Annotated in this window: 16 protein-coding genes; 7 read left to right on the forward strand and 9 right to left on the reverse strand. The window is 70.7% G+C overall.

Translation table 11 applies throughout. From position 1 onward, the window contains the following. Positions 1-54: 54 nt before the first annotated feature. Positions 55-1128: a ParB/RepB/Spo0J family partition protein gene (locus tag EJ357_RS01745; protein ID WP_228472910.1), complete on the reverse strand. Its 1074-nt coding sequence runs from the start codon at positions 1126-1128 to the stop codon at positions 55-57. Between the two features lie 839 nt (positions 1129-1967). Here EJ357_RS01745 and EJ357_RS48055 point away from each other — a divergent pair. After that, the gene (locus EJ357_RS48055; RefSeq protein WP_175647269.1) at positions 1968-2381 is read left to right on the forward strand and encodes a hypothetical protein; all 414 of its coding nucleotides are present in this window, start codon (positions 1968-1970) and stop codon (positions 2379-2381) included. Between the two features lie 95 nt (positions 2382-2476). Here EJ357_RS48055 and EJ357_RS01750 read toward each other — a convergent pair whose 3' ends face one another. The 4 genes from EJ357_RS01750 to EJ357_RS01765 form a co-directional block, all read right to left on the reverse strand. After that, positions 2477-4366 (reverse strand): propionyl-CoA synthetase, encoded by a 1890-nt coding sequence (locus EJ357_RS01750; RefSeq protein ID WP_126387919.1) that lies wholly within the window; start codon positions 4364-4366, stop codon positions 2477-2479. A gap of 86 nt (positions 4367-4452) precedes the next feature. Continuing rightward, a complete protein-coding gene (locus EJ357_RS01755; protein WP_126387921.1) occupies positions 4453-5415 on the reverse strand; it encodes a hypothetical protein in 963 nt (320 codons plus the stop codon). Positions 5416-5503: 88 nt separating this feature from the next. Then, on the reverse strand, positions 5504-6502 hold the full coding sequence (gap, locus tag EJ357_RS01760; RefSeq protein ID WP_126387923.1) for a type I glyceraldehyde-3-phosphate dehydrogenase: 999 nt from the start codon (positions 6500-6502) through the stop codon (positions 5504-5506). 147 nt (positions 6503-6649) lie between these two features. Continuing rightward, a complete protein-coding gene (locus EJ357_RS01765; protein WP_126387925.1) occupies positions 6650-7606 on the reverse strand; it encodes a GlxA family transcriptional regulator in 957 nt (318 codons plus the stop codon). A gap of 142 nt (positions 7607-7748) precedes the next feature. On the opposite strand from EJ357_RS01765, the gene EJ357_RS01770 reads away from it, so the two are divergent. Both EJ357_RS01770 and EJ357_RS01775 read left to right on the forward strand, forming a co-directional pair. Then, positions 7749-8756, forward strand: coding sequence for an NADP-dependent oxidoreductase (locus EJ357_RS01770; RefSeq protein WP_175647270.1), 1008 nt, complete (start codon positions 7749-7751; stop codon positions 8754-8756). Between the two features lie 26 nt (positions 8757-8782). Continuing rightward, positions 8783-9835 (forward strand): alcohol dehydrogenase catalytic domain-containing protein, encoded by a 1053-nt coding sequence (locus tag EJ357_RS01775; protein ID WP_126387927.1) that lies wholly within the window; start codon positions 8783-8785, stop codon positions 9833-9835. An 80-nt stretch (positions 9836-9915) separates the two neighbouring features. Here EJ357_RS01775 and EJ357_RS01780 read toward each other — a convergent pair whose 3' ends face one another. Further along, a complete protein-coding gene (locus EJ357_RS01780; RefSeq protein ID WP_175647271.1) occupies positions 9916-10167 on the reverse strand; it encodes a hypothetical protein in 252 nt (83 codons plus the stop codon). Between the two features lie 144 nt (positions 10168-10311). On the opposite strand from EJ357_RS01780, the gene EJ357_RS01785 reads away from it, so the two are divergent. Together EJ357_RS01785 and EJ357_RS01790 are read left to right on the forward strand one after the other, a co-directional pair. Then, the gene (locus EJ357_RS01785) at positions 10312-10917 is read left to right on the forward strand and encodes a carboxymuconolactone decarboxylase family protein (protein ID WP_126387929.1); all 606 of its coding nucleotides are present in this window, start codon (positions 10312-10314) and stop codon (positions 10915-10917) included. Continuing rightward, positions 10910-11713, forward strand: coding sequence for an SDR family NAD(P)-dependent oxidoreductase (locus EJ357_RS01790; RefSeq protein WP_126387931.1), 804 nt, complete (start codon positions 10910-10912; stop codon positions 11711-11713). The genes EJ357_RS01785 and EJ357_RS01790 overlap by 8 nt, the downstream gene beginning before the upstream one ends. 287 nt (positions 11714-12000) lie before the next feature. On the opposite strand, the gene EJ357_RS01795 is transcribed toward EJ357_RS01790, so the two are convergent. Then, positions 12001-12660, reverse strand: a complete 660-nt coding sequence (locus EJ357_RS01795; protein ID WP_126387933.1) for a TetR/AcrR family transcriptional regulator — start codon at positions 12658-12660, stop codon at positions 12001-12003. A 374-nt stretch (positions 12661-13034) separates the two neighbouring features. On the opposite strand from EJ357_RS01795, the gene EJ357_RS01805 reads away from it, so the two are divergent. After that, positions 13035-14273 carry a choice-of-anchor Q domain-containing protein gene (locus EJ357_RS01805; protein ID WP_126387937.1) on the forward strand — a complete coding sequence of 413 codons (1239 nt, stop codon included), beginning with the start codon at positions 13035-13037 and terminating at the stop codon, positions 14271-14273. A 41-nt stretch (positions 14274-14314) separates the two neighbouring features. Then, positions 14315-15976, forward strand: a complete 1662-nt coding sequence (locus EJ357_RS01810) for a carboxylesterase/lipase family protein (protein WP_126387939.1) — start codon at positions 14315-14317, stop codon at positions 15974-15976. A gap of 24 nt (positions 15977-16000) precedes the next feature. Here EJ357_RS01810 and EJ357_RS01815 read toward each other — a convergent pair whose 3' ends face one another. Together EJ357_RS01815 and EJ357_RS01820 are read right to left on the reverse strand one after the other, a co-directional pair. Next, entirely contained in the window at positions 16001-16660 is a 660-nt protein-coding gene (locus EJ357_RS01815; RefSeq protein ID WP_126387941.1) for a TetR/AcrR family transcriptional regulator, read from the reverse strand. A gap of 48 nt (positions 16661-16708) precedes the next feature. Then, complete coding sequence (locus EJ357_RS01820; protein WP_126387943.1) at positions 16709-17506, reverse strand: maleylpyruvate isomerase family mycothiol-dependent enzyme; 798 nt, start codon at positions 17504-17506, stop codon at positions 16709-16711. Positions 17507-17748 lie beyond the last annotated feature (242 nt).

Here is a 17748-nt window from a genome sequence, read left to right on the forward strand (position 1 = left end):
GTCCAACTGCTCGCACCACACAGTTGGACAAGCCGGTTGAACAGGCCGGTGAAATCACACGGTCGGACAGGCCGACGAATCGGCCGGGGAATCCGATGAATCGTTGCCCTGGGCGGTATTCTTCTCGACCCGGGCGGCGACCTCTTCCCAGATATGCGCGCACTCGCGGGCCAGATGGGCCACGGTGCCGCTCCAGTACGGCGGGACGGTGTCGACGATTCCCTCCCACTCGTCCGGCGGAAGCATGTGCACGCTGAGGAGCCGCAGCAACTGCCGCCCGGTCTCGTTGAGCCGGAGAGCGGGGTCCGCCTTGAGCCGGTTCACCGCCGAGAGCCCTTCCGTGAAGGCGGACCCGGCGGCCGTGTCGTGCCGGTCCTCACCATAGGGAGTGCGGGGCACGACCTTCAGGATCTCCTCACGCGGACGGGGCCGGACGCCCCGTGGCCTTGGAGGGAGCAGCGGCTCCTCCCCTCGGCCGAGGCGATTGCGCACATCCCGCGCGGTCTCCGGGGAAATGCCGGCGGCCCGGGCTATCTGACGTAGCGACAGATTCGGGTTCTGCGTGATGAGTTCGCCTGCCCGCCTGCGCCCCTCGGCGATGTCGACGGGACGGACCCGCCCGTCCCGGCCGATCCTCGCGACGTCCCCGGGCGCGCCGACCGTCGCCGACCGTCGGACATCGGCGACCGTACCGGCGGCGATACCGGTGACGGAGGCGATCTTCCGGTCCGACCACTGCGGATGCGTGGCGATGATCCGCGCGGCGGCCCGTTTGCGGTCCGGCAGTGACAGCGGCAGTCCATGCCGCACGTTCGACTCGACGGCGAGCACGAAAGCGTCCGCCTCGGTGCCCTCGTAGAAGGTCACCGCGATGGTGCTGTGGCCGCGCAGTTGGGCGGCACGCAGTCGGTGCAGTCCGTCGATCACCCGCATCGATTCGCGGTGCACGATGATGGGCGGCAGTGGACCGTCCAATTCCGCGAGAGCCGCCACATGGTCCGGGTCCTCGCCGCCGTTTCTCGGTGAACCTTCCACGGATAATGATCGAATATCGATGTCGACGATCCCGTCATTGGTACTCCCCCGTCGCACCCACATCTCCGTTCGCTCGATCAACGCCTTCCTCATGCGTCGCACCTTCGGGCGACGCATTCCGGCACACCCGATTCCGCTGCCACGAGTGGATCAATCGACCCTCGTCGCAATTTGATCCGGGGTGACGTGCACCGACATCAGGCGCTCATATCGTGGCGACCGGGTCATCGATGCCGGCACTGTACGGCTGCGTCACCACTGCGCCCGCCGCAGTCAGGTCGTGGGGCACTTCGATTCCCCTACCTGTGGAGTCCGCTCGAGCGAGGAGCCGAACTGTGACGCACCCGCTTTTCGAACGAGCCTCCAGGTGAACAAGAGTCCTTTTCCCTGGCGCGTTCACTCTAACAGCAGCGCACAGTCCAGAGGGCGGGCCAGTGGCGCCATCCAGCACGTGAGGCGGCCCGTCAATTCCGCTGAACAGGAAACCTCTACACGGCAGCACGGAAGCCGGAACGACTCATTCTCCCTTTCCTTCCGGCAATTTCTCGCCCATTCAACCACCGGCCGACCGCTCGGTCGGGCCGGGGGAATACTCGATGCCATAGGCGGCGGCCGTTAGAGGGCGCGCCGAAGCCCCCGGAAGCGGAATTCCCCTCCCTCCCGCAGAGCCGCCAATCCAGGATGCGCACCCCGACAGCCGATCAGAGCCCTTTCGCCATGGATCTGCGCAGCCCTGACTTCACCGCCGGCGCCCGATGCTCTCACCGAGGGGGTTTCAGCGACGTAACAGCCGTCCGGCCTGCACCATCGCGACCGCATCGCACATCCCGGGTTGCAGCGGGGTAACGGCAGGCGTTCCGGCGCGGTAACCATCGCCGCGCTCTACTGAGCAACGGATCGCGATGACCCCCCACTCCGACCCGGGAGGCCCCATGAGCAACGCCACCAGTCTCTGCGCCACATGCGGCATCGAGTTCGTCCCGACGTCCCGTCGCCGCGACCGCCCCGACTCACGCTTCTGCACTGCCACATGCCGTGCACTCTGGGAGCGGACGCATGGCACGCGGATCGCCCCCGCCCCGCCCACGGCCGAACCGGCGGGCACGGGCGAGGCGGTTGAGGCGGTTGAGGCGGCTGAGGCGGTCAAGATGCTCGGGTCGGTCGGAGCGGCCGGGGCCGACGCCGGCCACTCGGTGCCGTTGCCGCCGCTGGGTACCGAGCACTCATGCCCCCACTGCGGGCACCAGCTCACGATCGTCAACTTCGTGCAGCCGGGCCTGGATTCGGCCGGTGCCGTGGACGCGGCCGACGAGGGGGACCTGGGCAGCCGCTACTCCGCGGGGTGAGTGGCGCCATTACGCGGTCCGCGACACATCCCCGTCCGGCGAACCGGCCGAGAGAGGGTTTCGTCGACCTCAGCTCCGGAGACCTGTCAGCGTGCTCAGACGGTGCCGTCGGGGCGGTGCAGAAGCGGGCGCAGGGTCTCGATGACGCTCGGGTCGTCCACCGTGGACGGGATGGGTTCGTCGAGGCCGTCGGCGATACCGCGCATCGTCTTGCGCAGGATCTTCCCCGAGCGCGTCTTGGGCAGGGCGGCCACGACGGCGACCTCCTTGAGGGAGGCGACGGCGCCGATGCGCTCGCGTACGAGTTGGACCAGTTCGGCCTCGACCTCTTCCGGGTCGCGGGCGGTGCCCGCCTTCAGGACGACGAAGCCGCGGGGGACCTGCCCCTTGAGGGTGTCCGCGACGCCGATCACGGCGCACTCGGCGACATCGGGGTGTGCGGCCAGGGCCTCTTCCATGCTGCCGGTAGACAGCCGGTGTCCGGCGACGTTGATGACGTCGTCGGTACGGCCCATGACGTACACGTAGCCGTCCTCGTCGAGGTGCCCGCTGTCGCCGGTGAGGTAGTAGCCGTCGTAGGCGGAGAGGTAGGAGGCGACGAAGCGGGCGTCGTCGTTCCAGAGGGTGGGAAGCGAACCGGGCGGCAGGGGAAGCTTCACGACGATCGCGCCGTCGACGCCGGCCGGCACGGGCTGCCCCGAGGGGTCGAGGACGCGCACGTCCCAGCCCGGAAGTGGACGGGTGGGCGAGCCGGGTTTGACGGGGGCGGCCTCGATGCCGACCGGATTGGCGACGATCGGCCAGCCGGTCTCGGTCTGCCACCAGTGGTCGATCACCGGGATGTCCAGGAGGGCGCTCGCCCAGTGGTAGGTCTCGGGGTCGAGGCGCTCACCGGCGAGGAAGAGGTAGCGCAGCCGGGACAGGTCGTAGTCGGCGGTGAGTGCGCCCTTCGGGTCCTCCTTCCTGATGGCGCGGAAGGCGGTGGGCGCCGTGAACATGGTCTTGACGCGGTGCTCGGCGGCGACCCGCCAGAACTGGCCCGCGTCCGGGGTGCCGACCGGCTTGCCCTCGTACAGCACCGTCGTGGCACCGGCCAGCAGCGGCCCGTAGACGATGTACGAGTGCCCGACGACCCAGCCGACATCGGACCCGGTGAACATCGTCTCGCCCGGGCCGATGTCGTACACGGCACCCATCGACCAGTGCAGCGCCACCGCGCAACCGCCGCAGTCGCGGACAACTCCCTTGGGTTTCCCGGTCGTTCCGGACGTGTAGAGGATGTAGAGGGGGTCGGTCGCGGCCACGGGAACACAGTCGGCCGGCGGTGCGTCGGCGACCACGCCGGCCCAGTCGAGGTCGTCCGGCCCCAACGCGGCTTGCTCCTGCGGCCGTTGGAGGATGATCCGCTTCTGCGGCTTGTGCCCGGCGAGTTCGATCGCGCGGTCCAGCAGCGGCTTGTACGGGATGACGCGCTTGCCCTCGATGCCGCAGGAGGCGGAGACGATCACCTTGGGGGTGGCGTCGTCGATGCGGACCGCGAGTTCGGGTGGGGCGAACCCGCCGAAGACGACCGAGTGGACGGCCCCGATGCGTGCACAGGCCAGCATCGCGATGGCGGCCTCAGGGACCATCGGCATGTAGATGACCACCCGGTCGCCGTGTCCCACACCGAGCCCGGCGAGTGCCCCGGCGAAGGCCGCGACCTCGTCCCTCAGTTGGGCGTAGGTGTAGGTGCGCCCGGTGCCGGTCACCGGGGAGTCGTAGACGAGCGCGGGCTGTTCGCCCCGGCCGGCCTCGACATGCCGGTCCACCGCGTTGAAGCAGACGTTGAGCCTGCCGTCCGGGAACCAGCGGTAGAAGGGCGCGCCCGAGGAGTCCAGGGCACGGGACGGCGCCACCTCCCAGTCGACGCCCTGCGCCGCCCGCAGCCAGAAGCTCTCCGGGTCTTCGAGGCTGGTGCGGAAGACGTCGTCGTACATTCCCATCGCGCTCTCCTTGACCAGAGTCGTGGTGCCCTGCCTGCAACCATGTCACATGTTGATCACGTGGCAGGCCAGGCTGTGGACAGCCTTCACGAGTGGTCGTCCAGGATCTCGTCGGCTTTGCGCGCCGCGTCGTCGTTCCAGCGGCGCCGTGCCTCCAATGTCGCCCGGTGCCGGGCGATGAGCTGATTCTGGATGCGTACGTCGATGGCGTGCACGGTGCGGACGTAGCCGGTCCGCTGCTTGCAGCGGGCGTCGGCCGTCGCGGTCCGCTTCTCGAGGGCGGAGGGCTCGTCGGCGTCGCGGGACGCCCCGTTCAGCCGGTCCTCCAGCTCCTGGCGTCGGCGGTCCTCACCCATCTCGGCGTCCCTGGGGCTTGCGTAGCGGTAGCCGGCTTTGCGCATACAGGCCGACCACGCCCTGTCCGCCTCCTTCCAGACGGGGGACAGCCTGCCCTGCTGGATGCTCTTGGTCTGAAGGTCCAGGACCGGATCCTTGCGGTCCTGCGGATTCGCCCCGTAGATCGCGCGGTCCGCCTCGCCGAGACAGCCGCGCCTCGGGATGCGGTGGCCGTGCACGCTCGTCGGATCCTCCCCGACGAACTGGCCGGTGAGCGCGAGGTATTCGGACAGGGTCCAGTTCTTCTCCGGGTAGCGGCGCTCGTGGTCGGCCCGCGCCGCCTGGTAGCCGTACCGCGCGGCCTGCTCGGGGTCCTGGACGCCGTAGCGGAGGTCGTCGGAGGCGTACAGGGCAAGCTGCACCACCCCTGTGCCCGCCGGACGTCGGGGCCAGGCGGGGAGGGGGTCGATGTCGAGGTTCCTCAGGCCTCCGAAGCCGAGGCGGACCATGCACTCCTTGGCGAGCGTCCACCTCGCCGTCCCGACCGTACGGCTGTCGCTCTCGGCCATGTCGTAGGCGGCAAGCGGCTGGAAGCGCGGGTCGTTCGAGGAGGTGGGGCTCGCGTGGGATGCGGGCGGGCCGGGTTGCTGCCCGCATCCTGCGAGGGCCAGGGCCAGGGCGAGGACCGGTAAGAGGGGGGCGGCTGTGCGCATGGGGCCACCTCATCAGGGCCCGGGAAAAACGGACCGTGGCGGAGGCCACACTTCCGGGTCACAGCCGCATTACAGGGTCCGGCGCCGGTCAGCCGTTCGCGAGCAGTTCCAGCGTGTCGATCACGCGGTTGGAGAAGCCCCACTCGTTGTCGTACCAGGCGACCACCTTGATGTGGCGGCCGTCGACGCGGGTGAGGGCCGAGTCGAAGATCGACGAGGCGGGGTTGCCGGTGATGTCGGACGAGACGAGGGGGTCCTCGGAGTACTCCAGGACGCCGGCCAACGGACCCTCCGCCGCGGTGCGGTAGGCCGCCAGTACGTCCTCGAGGGTGACGTCCCGCGCGACGGTGGTGTTGAGCTCCACGATCGAGCCGACCGGAACCGGTACGCGGATGGAGTCGCCCGACAGCTTGCCGTCGAGGCCCGGCAGCACGAGGCCGATCGCCTTGGCGGCGCCCGTCGTGGTCGGCACGATGTTGACCCCCGCGGCACGCGCCCGGCGGGCGTCGCGGTGCGGGCCGTCCTGCAGGTTCTGCTCCTGCGTGTAGGCGTGCACCGTGGTCATGAATCCGTGCTCGATGCCGGCGAGTTCGTCGAGGACGGCGGCCAGCGGCGCGAGCGCGTTGGTCGTGCACGAGGCGTTCGAGACGATCGTGTGCAGGGCCGGGTCGTAGACGTCGGTGTTGACGCCGTAGGCGAGCGTGACGTCCGCGCCGTCGGACGGCGCGCTGACGAGGACCTTCCGGGCGCCCGCGTCGAGGTGGGCGCGGGCGGCCTTGGCGGAGGTGAAGCGGCCGGTGGCCTCCAGCACGACGTCGACGCCGAGCTCGGCCCAGGGCAGCTGCGCCGGCTCCCGCTCGGCGAGGACCTTGATGCGGCGGCCGTCGACGACGAGGGTGTCGCCGTCCACGGTCACGGGGCGGCCGAGCCGACCGGACGTGGAGTCGAAGGCGAGGAGCCGGGCGAGGGCGGTGGGCTCGGTGAGGTCGTTGACGGCGACGATCTCGAGGTCGCTGTCGCGTTCGAGCAGGGCGCGCAGCACGTTGCGCCCGATGCGGCCGAATCCGTTGATGGCGATGCGAGTCATGGGTGTCCCTGGTGTCCCTTGGTGTGCCTGCGGTTCTCGTCACCACCAGCCTTCCGTGCGGGACCCGGCCATGGCCGTGGCGTGAGCGCCATGGTTCGCAAGGATCGCGCCAGCCAGCCGTAGGACGGGCTACTGCCGTACGACGGGCTACTCACCCTTGGTGAAGGTGCGCCGGTACTCGCTCGGCGTGGTCCCGAGGATGCGCTGGAAGTGCATGCGCAGATTGGCGCCGGTGCCCAGACCCACGTCGGTCGCGATCTGCTCGACGCTCCGCTGCGACCGCTCCAGCAACTCGCGGGCCAGGTCGATACGGGCGCGCATGACCCATTGCATCGGCGTGTACCCGGTGTCCTCGACGAAGCGCCGCGAGAAGGTGCGCGGTGAGACCGCCGCGTGCTCGGCGAGGGCTTCCAGGCCGAGAGGTTCGTCGAGCCGGTGCAGGGCCCACTCGCGGGTGGCGGCGAACCTTTCGCCGAGCGGCTCGGGCACGCTGCGTGGTACGTACTGCGCCTGGCCGCCGCTGCGGTAGGGGGCCGCGACCAGACGCCGGGCCGCGTGGTTGGAGGCGGCCACGCCGAGGTCACCGCGCAGGATGTGCAGGCACAGGTCGATGCCCGAGGCGGCACCGGCCGACGTCAGCACGCTGCCCTCGTCGACGAACAGGACGTTCTCGTCGACCCGGACGAGGGGGTGCTTCTCGGCGAGCGCCCGTGTGTAGTGCCAGTGTGTGGTGGCGCGCCTGCCGTCGAGCAGGCCCGTGGCGGCGAGCGCGAAGGCGCCCGTCGAGATGGCGGCGAGGCGGGCTCCTCGGCCGTGGGCGGCGGTCAGCGCGTCGACGACGGACCGCGGCGGGTCCTCGCGATCCGGGAACCGGTAGCCGGGCACGAAGACGATGTCGGCCCAGGCGAGCGCGTCGAGCCCGTCGGCGACGTGGTACGCCAGCCCGTCCCCGCCGGTCACCAGCCCGGGCGCCGCGCCGCACACCCGTACCTCGTACGGCATGCTCGCGCGCGTCGTGAACACCTGTGCCGGGATGCCGACATCGAGCGGTTTGGCACCTTCGAGCACGAGGACGGCGACACGGTGCAGGCGGGAGGGGGACACGGGAACAGGGTACGAGCGGTCGGGGGCGCAGCGATCATCCGCACCTGCTCCCTCTTGTCCCGAACGGCACATCACCCGTACGCTCACCAACCGTACCGACCAGATGGTATGCCATGTGGGAGCGCCGAAGGAGCCGCCGGAGATGAGCAGGATCAACCGCCAGGTGCGTCTGGCCGCCCGACCCGTGGGAGAGCCGCGGCCCACCGACTGGGAGCACGTCGAGGAGCCGGCCGGGCAGCCGGGCGACGGGGAGTTCCTGGTGCAGGTGCTCTGTCTGTCGATCGACCCGGCGATGCGCGGCTGGATGAACGCGGGCCGGTCCTACATCCGCCCGGTCGAGATCGGCGAGGTGATGCGGGCCGGTGCGGTGGGAAGGGTGATCGCCTCCCGGCACTCCGGGTTCGCGGTCGGCGACCATGTGTCGGGCTCGTTCGGCGTGCAGGAGTACTGCGTGTCGGACGGACGCGACGTGACCAAGGTCGACCCGGCGGCCGCTCCCCTGCCGACCTACCTCGGTACGCTCGGTATGTCGGGCCTGACGGCCTACTTCGGCCTGATCGACATCGGACGTCCCGAGCCCGGCCAGACCGTCGTGGTCTCCGGGGCGGCCGGGGCCGTCGGCAGCGTCGTCGGGCAGATCGCCAAGATCCTGGGCTGCCGGGTCATCGGCATCGCCGGCGGTGAGGCCAAGTGCCGGATGGTGGTGGACGAGTTCGGGTTCGACGCCGCGATCGACTACCAGAACGAGGACATCCGCAAGGCACTGCGCGAGCACGCCCCCGACGGCGTCGACGTGTACTTCGACAACGTCGGCGGAGATGTTCTGGACGCCGTGCTGCTGCGGCTGGCGCGCGGGGCCCGCATCGTGGTCTGCGGCGCGATCTCCCAGTACAACAGCACCAAGCCGCAGGGCCCCGCCAACTACCTGTCGCTGCTGGTGAACCGCGCCTCCATGACGGGCTTGGTGGTCTTCGACTACGCCGACCGGTACGCCGAGGGCATCACTCAGATGGCCACGTGGCGGGCGGAGAGCCGCCTGAAGTCCCTGGAGGACGTGGTGTCCGGCTCGGTCGCGGAGTTCCCCGAGACCCTGATGCGGCTCTTCCGTGGTGACAACCGCGGCAAGCTCGTGCTGAAGATCGCGGACTGACCGGCCTGAGGGGAGGGCGAAATCCGATGAAGGCACTGACCTACCACGGCCGTCACGACATCCGCTACGGCGATGTCCCCGACCCGGCCGTCACCAGCCCCACCGACGCGGTGGTGCAGGTGACCGCGGCCGGTATCTGCGGCAGCGACCTGCACATCTACGGCGGCAATCCGTTCAGCCCGGAACTCGGCTACACGCCGGGACACGAATGCGTCGGCGTCGTCGTCGAGACCGGCGGCCAGGTCACCCGCTTCAAGCCCGGCGACCGGGTTCTGGTGCCCGCCTCCGTCGGCTGTGCGCACTGCCGGTCGTGCGCGGCCGGGTTCACCGCCCGGTGCGAGAACGCCAAGTCGAGCATGGAGCTCTGCTACGGAGTGAGCCCGCAGCTTCCGGGCAGCCAGGCTCAGTCCCTCGCGGTGCCCTATGCCGACGTCAATCTGGTGCACCTGCCCGAGGGCGTGTCCGACGAGGCCGCCCTCGTCCTGACGGACAACGCGCCCACGGCCTGGTACGGCTGCCGCCGCGCCCGTATCCAGCCCGGCGAGACCGTCCTGGTCGTCGGCCTCGGCCCGGTCGGCCTCATGGCGGCCCAGTCCGCCTTCGCGATGGGCGCCGCGCGCGTGCTGGGCGCGGACCTGGTCGCGGAGCGCCGCGCCTTCGCCGCCACCCTGGGTGTCGAGCCGGTCGAGGGCGAGGACGTGCGGGCGGCCGTACGGGAGTTGACCGGCGGACGCGGGCCGGACGCCGTGGTGGAGGCCGTGGGCTCGGACGCCACCATCGAACTCGCCCTCAAGGCAGTCCGACAGGCCGGCCGGGTCAGTGTCATCGGGGTCAGCCAGAACAAGGCGTTCCCCTTCCACATGGGGCTGGCGCAGATCAAGGAGCTGGAGTTCGCCATCGGGCTGTGCTCGGTGCACTACGAACTCCCGCCCCTGATCGCCCTCACCCAGGCCGGCCGGATCAAGCCCGAGGTCGTGGTGTCCCACCGCTTCGCCCTCTCCGAGGGTCCCGCGGCGTACGAACTGTTCGCGAGCCGCGCCGACGGCGTCCGCAAGATCCTTCTCGACCCCACCTCCTGACGCTCCTCCCCCGGCCGATGGGCAGGGCTGCGGACCGCCGTACGGCGTCCGGGCGGTCCGCAACCGCGCCCACGCAGCCCTCAGGAGGTGCCGCCGGCCAGTATGCGGCGTTCGAAGGCGGCCCGGGCGGCCGGGTGGGGCTTGTCCCTGCTCAGCACGGAGCCGAGCCATCCGAGCACAAATCCCAGAGGGATGGAGACGATGCTCGGATACTTCAGGGGGAACACGGCGAAGTCCATGTCGGGGAACAGCGCCGTCGGAGATCCGGAGACGGCGGGCGAGAGCACCGCCAGAGCCACCGAGCAGATCAGGCCCCCGTAGAGGCTCCACACCGCTCCGGTCCGGCGCTCACGGTACCCGTAGTCCGATAAACCGAACGACGTTTGGAACGAGAGGCAATCAATCCCTCGGGGAGGTTCACTTGCTAAGCGTTCAGCCAGTCTCCTAGGGTGAGCCCCCGGACGTTGGAGGTCGCCATGTCACAGCGCCACGAAGCCGCCCGACAGGCCAGTCCCCGGCTGGTGCCGATCCCCGAAGAGCAGTGGGACGCACGGACCCGGAAACTGCTGGCCACCGCGGCCCGCGACCCCGGGGGCCGGATCCCGAACATCTTCACCACGCTCGTGCGCCATCCCGACCTCTACGAGCAGTTCCTGCCTTTCGGAGGCCAGTTGCTCCGCAGGGGCCGACTGTCGGAAGGACACCGCGAGCTGCTGATCCTGCGCACCGCCTGGAACACCGGCGCCCGCTACGAGTGGGGACGGCACCTCCCCCTGGCCAAGGCCGCGGGCGTCACGGATACGGACATCGACCGCATCACCGAGGGACCGGACGCGCCCGGCTGGACGGGCCTGCAGAGGCACTTGATCCTTGCGGCGGACGAGTTGAACCGCGATGCGCGGATGTCCGACACCACCTGGGAGGCCCTGGCCGAGCACTTCGGCGACGCCGAACTCATCGAGATCACCATGCTCGTGGGGCAGTACCACATGGTGGCCTTCTTCCTGAACTCCACCGGTGTGGAACTGGACCCCGGTTTCGACGGCACCGGCTTTGCGGAGGGGGACCGTACCCATGGGTGAGGGACACCTGGAGGACCCGGCCCGCCGCCTGACCGGCCGCAAAGTGCTGGTGGTCGGCGCGGGCACCCGCCCCGACGACGGCCCACGCGCACCCGTCGGCAACGGCCGGGCGATCGCCGTCCTCGCCGCCCGGGAGGGTGCCGACGTGGCCTGCGCGGACGTGGCCGCACCGGCCGCGGCCGCGACCGCCGAACTCGTCGGCCGCGAGGGGAGGTTGGGCGTCACGGTGGTGGGTGACGCCACGCAGGCCGAGCAGTCGGCCGCCATGGTCGCCGAGGCGGTTCACGGGCTGGGCGGGCTGGATGCGCTCGTGGTGAACGTGGGCGTGGGTCTCGGCACCGGGCTGGAGGGCTCGTCACCGGAGGACTGGGAACAGGTGCTCTCCCTGAATCTGCGCGCCCCCTTTCTGGCCGCCAAGCACGCTCTTCCGGCGTTGGCCGACGGGGGCGCCGTCGTCTTCATCGGGTCCGTCGCGGGACTGCGCGCCGCCACGAACTCGCCGGCCTACGACAGTTCCAAGGCCGGCCTGTTCGGGCTCACCCGCCATGTCGCCAAGGAGGGCGGGGCTCGCCGCATCCGCGCCAACCTGGTCGTGCCCGGCCTGATCGACACACCCATGGGACGGCAGGCCTCGGCCGGGCGGGCGTCCCGTACGGCATCGTTCGAGCGGATCCCCCTGGGCCGCCAGGGCACCGCATGGGAGGTCGCGCAGGCCGTCACGTTCCTGCTCTCCGACCGGGCCTCCTACATCACCGGTCAGAGCCTGGTGGTGGACGGCGGGCTCACTGCCGTATGACGCGAGGACCCGGTTCCCGCCCACGCCGTTGACCTGGACCGCCGGCGTCTGCTCGCCGCGCTGCGGCACTGCCGACGCATATCTGCGGCCGACTGTCCGCGAAGGTCCTGCCGGTGGCGTCCGGCTCCGGAGGCGTCCACCACGCGTAGGTCGCTCACTCCGTGCACCCTGAGCCGGCGAACGCGGTCCGGGCGGCGATCTCGTGCTCCGACGCGGCGGCATCCCGATACCCGATCGGCCATGGCCGAAAACGGGCGGCGGCGGGTCGCCGCCGGGCGACCGGAAGCTCAGTCTCCGCCCCGCGTCGACGTGAGCCCGAGCGCCAGCATCTCGTGGGCGGCCCGTCCGATGTCCGCCAGGCGGGTGCGGGCGGAGTCCAGTTGATACTGCAGGAGCACACCGCGCGCGATGCTCTCCACCAAGAACGCCTGCGCGACCGTATCCAGGTCCGGGCGGATGCTTCCGTCCGCGATCCCGCGCCGGATGTCCTCCTCGACGCCGGTCCGCACGAGACTGAGATGCTCGGCCATCAGGCCCTTGATCCCGTCGGCGCTGCCGATCGCCTCGACGAGGAGCACCAGCAACGCGCGCGCCCGTAGCCCCGGTTCGGGCTCGGCCAGTCTGGCGAAGAACTGGTCGAGCTTGGCCAGTACGGCTTCCAGCCCGCTCATCCGGGCGTAGCCGGGCCGCGCCCGCAGCACGTCGATGAACGTCTCGCGGATGTCGGCGACCACGGCTTCGACGAGCCCGGCTTTGGAGGTGAAGTGGTAATTCACCATGCCTCGGCTGACTCCGGCACGCTCGCCGACCTTCTTCACCGTCAGCCCGAGGTAACCCTCCTCGGCGAGGATCTCCACCGCCGCGTTCAAGAGCCTGCGCCGGGAGGCCTCTCGCTGCTCATCGCGCTTGGTCGTGGGGCGTCCGGCTGCCGCGGTTGGTTCGCTCATCGGACCAGAAGTATGCCATCGACGGTGCGGCTCCCCGGCCCTGCGGCGGCTCCCCGCCCCGGCGTCCCCCGCCGACACCTCCGCAGGCCGCGAGCGCCTCGGCCGGTCGGCGCGACCAACACTCATGGCGCTCAAGCGGCTTCTTCTCCCCAGGGTCACGGCATCCTCATTCGGCCATTCAGGCGTCCGCCGGTGGACGCGGCACAGCCTGAATGGAACGCTCGCTACAGACCGGGCGGTATGGAGGCGCGGCTCCGTGGCCGCGCCGACGCCATGCCCCGTACGAGCCGCCGCGCATCGCTCGCCGGCACGAAGTCCTCGCAGCAGCCGAGTCCTGCCATGCCCGGATTCCTGACCCGAGAGGGGTTCACCGCATGAAGTCCTTGGCCGTCACGGCCGCAACCGCCGCCGTCCTCCTTGCCACCGGGGCTCAGCCCGTCGCCCACGCCACGGCTCCCGCGGCCGCCGACCCTGCGGAGTTCACCGTGGACACCACGTCCGACGCGGTCGACGCCGACGCCTCGGACGGCCGGTGTCTCACCGCTTCGGGCGCGTGCAGCCTGCGTGCCGCGGTGATGGCCGCCAACGCCCGGCCGGGCAGTACGATCACGCTGCCTCCCGGCCATTACCGGCTGACGATCCCGCCGGACCCAAAGCTGATCATCGGCGACAACCCCGACCCCACCACGGGCGACCTGAACGTCGCCGCCCCCGTCACGATCAAGGGCGCCGGCGCTCGGACCACCGTCATCGACGCCAACCACCTTGACCGGGCCTTCCGCATGCAGGCGGACTCCCGGCTGTCCGATCTGACGATCACCGGTGGAGTGGCCAAGCAGCGCGAACTGCCCATCACCGACACCGGTGGTGGCGCGATCGCCAACGGACATCACATGACGTTGCGCCGGGTCACCGTGAGCGGGAACTCCGCCGGTTACGGCGGCGGCATCTTCAACGTCCCGGACTCCCACCTCGATCTGATCGACAGCACCGTGAGCGGGAACGTCGCGGGAGAGGCCGGAGGCATCAGGTTCGACGACACCGGCACCGTGACCAACTCGACGATCGCGGACAACCGGGTGACGAACCCCGGCGACCGCCCCGGCAGCCTCGCCGGTTACGGCGGAGGAATCGACATCCGCGGGCGAGGACCCGTGGAGATCCTCAACTCGACCATCACCGGGAACCGTTCCAGCGACGGCGGGGGCGGGATCAACATCGCCCCCGCCTATCTCGACAGCCTGCCCTCACCGATCCCCGACATCATCGATCTGCCCCTGGGGCGCATGACGCTGCGCAACTCCGTCATCGCGGGCAACACCGTCGACGGCGCACCGGCCGACTGCAAGAAGGCCTTCGCCACCATCGCGTCGCAGGGCAACAACCTTGACGGCCACGGCAGTTGCCGCCTGAGCGCGACCGGCGATCTGCCCAGCCGCGCCCCGCTGATCGGACCGCTCGCGGACAACGGCGGCCCCACCGACACCGTGGCGCTGCTGCCCGGCAGCCCCGCCCTGGACGCGGCCGCCGACTGCCCGCCCACCGACCAGCGCGGCGTCGCACGCCCCCAGGGCGCCGCCTGCGACATCGGCGCCTACGAGCGAACGCCATGACACTCACACCGGCCCCCACATACCGGCACCTGGAGCGACGGATGAGACCCCTGAGCCTGCGCCCCACACTGGCCCGGGCCACAGCCGTCTTCGCGGCCCTCTTCCTGTCCCTGACCCTTCTCCCGCTCTCCGCCCGCGCCCATTCCGGCGCCGATACCCTGCTCGTCCGTACCGACCGGGGCTGGGTGCGGGGCGCTGCCGGCCACGACGGCGGGCGGGTCTTCCACGGGATTCCGTTCGCCGCCCCGCCGACCGGTGAGCTGCGCTGGCGTCCGCCACGACCCGCGGCGCGATGGACCGGCGTACGGGACGCCACCGCACCGGCCCACCCCTGCCCCCAGTTACCGCTCACGCTGCTCCCCGACGGCGGCCCCGTCCTGCCCGGCGAGTCCAACCGCACCGGCAGCACGGTCGAGGACTGCCTGTACCTCAATGTCCGGACACCCGCCCGCGCCAACGGCCGACCTCTCCCGGTGCTGGTGTGGCTGCACGGCGGAGGCAACACGTACGGCGCGGGCAGCGACTACGACAGCGCCGCGCTGGCCGCGCGGGGTGTGGTCGTGGTGACGGTCAACTACCGCCTCGGAGCACTGGGATTCATGGCTCACCCCGCCCTGTCGGCCGAGAGCACGGACCACGCCTCCGGCGACTACGGCCTGATGGACCAGCAGGCCGCGCTGCACTGGGTACGGCGCAACATCGGCGCCTTTGGCGGCGACCGGAACCGGGTGACGCTCGGCGGCCAGTCCGCCGGATCGGCGGACACCTGCCTCCACATCGCCTCACCGACCGCGAAGGGCCTGTTCCACCGGGCGATCCAGCAGAGCGGATCCTGCGCCGCGGACGGCGGTCTGACACCGCTGACACTCGACGCGGCCGAGCGCAAGGGACGCGACTTCGCGGCCTCGGTCGGCTGCACCGACCCGACGACCGCGGCGAGCTGCCTGCGCGCCGTCCCCACCACCGACCTCATCCGCGCCACCGGGACGGGGACCGCCTCCCTGTGGGCCCCGAACACCGGACCCCGTGTCCTCCCCCGCCCTCCGCGTACGGCCTGGGCCGAGGGACGAGTAAACGCGGTCCCGACGCTGAGCGGCAGCACCCATGACGAATACCGCTACTTCACCGCGCTGTACGTGGATCTGCTCGGCGGCGGCCCACTGACCCCCGCCTCGTACGCCGCCCTCATCAGCCTCCAGTACGGCAACCGCGCGGCCGCTGTCCTGGACACGTACCCCGCCTCGGCGTACCCCTCCCCCAACCTGGCCTACTCGGCCGTCGGCACCGACCAGCGATTCGCCTGCCCGGCACGGGCCGACAGCCGGCTGTACGACAGCCGGGTGCCCGTCTACGCCTACGAGTTCCACGACGCCCAGGCACCGCCGTTCATCCCGGCACCACACACACCGCAGGGGGCCTTCCACGCCTCCGAACTGGTCTATCTCTTCCCCATGAACACGCTGGCGCCCCTGACGCCCGCCCAGCGGCGGCTGTCCGCCACGATGACCGCCTACTGGGCCCGCTTCGTGGCCACCGGCGATCCCAATGCGCCCGGGACTCCGCCCTGGCCGCGCTACACGGCCGCCGGGGACCGGATCCAGGTACTGGCACCGGACAGGGTCGCACCCACCAGCGGGTTCGCGGCCGACCACCACTGCCCGTTCTGGCAGCCCGCCCCGGATTCCCGAGAAGCCGTGCGATGACATCGGGCGGCGACCACCGAGTCGTCATTCCCCGGTCGTGACGGGGCCGGAGGGGGCGTCCTCGCCAGGGACGCCCCCCACCGGAACACCGTGGTGGGTCGCCAGTGCCAGCAACGCCACGCGCAGCGGCCCGGTCTCCAGGACGGCGTCCGGATCGAACCAACGGGCCACCGCGGTTCCGCTCGCCATCCTCAGGGTGAAGCGCGCCAACTCGTCCGCCACCTCGGGGCGGTCACACAGGGCGAAGACGGAGCTCACCGAATCCCGGGCCCAGGCCAGCAGCGCGTCGCGGTACTGATGGACCTCGGCCGCTGCCGCCGCGCTGGCGTCCTGCTGCACCATGCCCAGCCCCAACAGCAGCTTCACACCTCGCGGATGGCGTCGGAACGCGTCCTCGACCTCCGTGAGAAAGGTGTCCAGACGCTGCGCGACGTCGGCGCCCGGCACCTCGGCCGGGGGCAGGGCCGCCAGCAGCGCGGTCCTGGCGCGTTCCAGCACCGCGACGTAGATACCGTCCTTGCTGCGGAAGTGCCAGTAGATGGAGCTGACCGGCAGGCCGCAGGCGGCGGAGATCATCGAGATGGACGTGGCGGCGTAGCCGTGACGCGACATCAGGTCGCCGGCGGTGTCGAGTATCGCGTCACGCGACCGCGCTCCGCGGTCCAGGGCCGGTGCCTCCGTCATAGGGCCGACTTTAAAGGAGGCACAGGCCGATGGTGCCCAAGACAGGTGTCAGAAGGCAGAGTTGGCGAACCAGTCGGCCAGCAGATGCTCGTCACCGTCGTGTGTGAGGGTCTCTGCCGCGTAGGGCAGGCGGCCGTAAACGAGCAGGAGCAGGTCGGCCGCGGTTCCCCGGACGGTCGCGTCAGCGGTGTCCGTGGTCGGGTGGGCGGTGTCCAGTCCGAAGCCGTCGGGCCGCAGGCGTACGAGCCAGGCGTCGTCTCCGTCGGTCGTGTCGAAGCGGATGGTCTTGTCAGGGCCGCGCAGGTTGGCCACCTTGGGGGCGAAGAAGGTGGCGAAGGGCAGGTTGACGAGGAACTCGTCGATCCCGTCGACCGCGAGCGGACGGTCGATGACGGGCCGTAGCCCCAGTGCGAGCTCGGCGTCCGCCCGGTGCAGCAGGGTCTCGAAGAGCATGCGGCGTGCCCAGAAGCGGGCGTGCTGGTCGACACCCCATGCCCACATCGGCAGGTCCGGATCGGTGGCCGCGAAGGCGTCGGCGGCCACGGTCGCGCTCTCGGCCAGCCAGTCGGCGTATCCGTCCTCCTGCTCCGGGAGCCGCAGATCCACCTCCCGCTTGCGCGGGGGTTCCTGGATGCGCGCCCGCAGCAGGGCCGAGAACCAGCGCTGGACACTGCCTGTGTGCTTGACCAGGTCGGCGAGGGTCCAGTCGGGGCAGCTGGGCACCGCGGTGGCCAGGTCGGCCTCCTTGACCACTGCGACGAACCGGGCCGTCTCCGACGCGACGGCCCTGCGGTGGTCGACCGGCGTGAGAACGGGTGCGTGGCCGGTGTGGTCGTACGTGCTCATCGTGACGGGCCTTTCGGAGAAGCTGCGGGTCAGCCGGACGGACGGGCCGTACGAGGCGCATGCGCCGGCGAGTGAGCCCTCGACGAACTACTTGCGAACGTCGAAGCTTGAGAACGTCAAGCAATGGGCGTGACCGTAGCCTCCGATATTTGAGGTAGTCAAGTTTTCGGGCGCCGGGTGAGGTACATGGCACTCCCCCGCGTTCAGGGGCGGGGGCGGTTCCAGGGACTGGGCATCGACCG

The organism is Streptomyces cyaneochromogenes, from assembly GCF_003963535.1.
Classification (GTDB): domain Bacteria; phylum Actinomycetota; class Actinomycetes; order Streptomycetales; family Streptomycetaceae; genus Streptomyces; species Streptomyces shaanxiensis.

Coding starts and splice junctions, on each gene's coding strand:
- EJ357_RS01790 (WP_126387931.1), top strand. CDS start 10,910: ATGGGTGAGGGACACCTGGAGGACCCGGCCCGCCGCCTGACCGGCCGC.
- EJ357_RS01820 (WP_126387943.1), bottom strand. CDS start 17,506: ATGAGCACGTACGACCACACCGGCCACGCACCCGTTCTCACGCCGGTC.
- EJ357_RS01775 (WP_126387927.1), top strand. CDS start 8,783: ATGAAGGCACTGACCTACCACGGCCGTCACGACATCCGCTACGGCGAT.
- EJ357_RS01795 (WP_126387933.1), bottom strand. CDS start 12,660: ATGAGCGAACCAACCGCGGCAGCCGGACGCCCCACGACCAAGCGCGAT.
- gap (WP_126387923.1), bottom strand. CDS start 6,502: ATGACTCGCATCGCCATCAACGGATTCGGCCGCATCGGGCGCAACGTG.
- EJ357_RS01815 (WP_126387941.1), bottom strand. CDS start 16,660: ATGACGGAGGCACCGGCCCTGGACCGCGGAGCGCGGTCGCGTGACGCG.
- EJ357_RS01745 (WP_228472910.1), bottom strand. CDS start 1,128: ATGAGGAAGGCGTTGATCGAGCGAACGGAGATGTGGGTGCGACGGGGG.
- EJ357_RS01770 (WP_175647270.1), top strand. CDS start 7,749: ATGAGCAGGATCAACCGCCAGGTGCGTCTGGCCGCCCGACCCGTGGGA.
- EJ357_RS01810 (WP_126387939.1), top strand. CDS start 14,315: ATGAGACCCCTGAGCCTGCGCCCCACACTGGCCCGGGCCACAGCCGTC.
- EJ357_RS48055 (WP_175647269.1), top strand. CDS start 1,968: ATGAGCAACGCCACCAGTCTCTGCGCCACATGCGGCATCGAGTTCGTC.
- EJ357_RS01785 (WP_126387929.1), top strand. CDS start 10,312: ATGTCACAGCGCCACGAAGCCGCCCGACAGGCCAGTCCCCGGCTGGTG.
- EJ357_RS01755 (WP_126387921.1), bottom strand. CDS start 5,415: ATGCGCACAGCCGCCCCCCTCTTACCGGTCCTCGCCCTGGCCCTGGCC.
- EJ357_RS01750 (WP_126387919.1), bottom strand. CDS start 4,366: ATGGGAATGTACGACGACGTCTTCCGCACCAGCCTCGAAGACCCGGAG.
- EJ357_RS01805 (WP_126387937.1), top strand. CDS start 13,035: ATGAAGTCCTTGGCCGTCACGGCCGCAACCGCCGCCGTCCTCCTTGCC.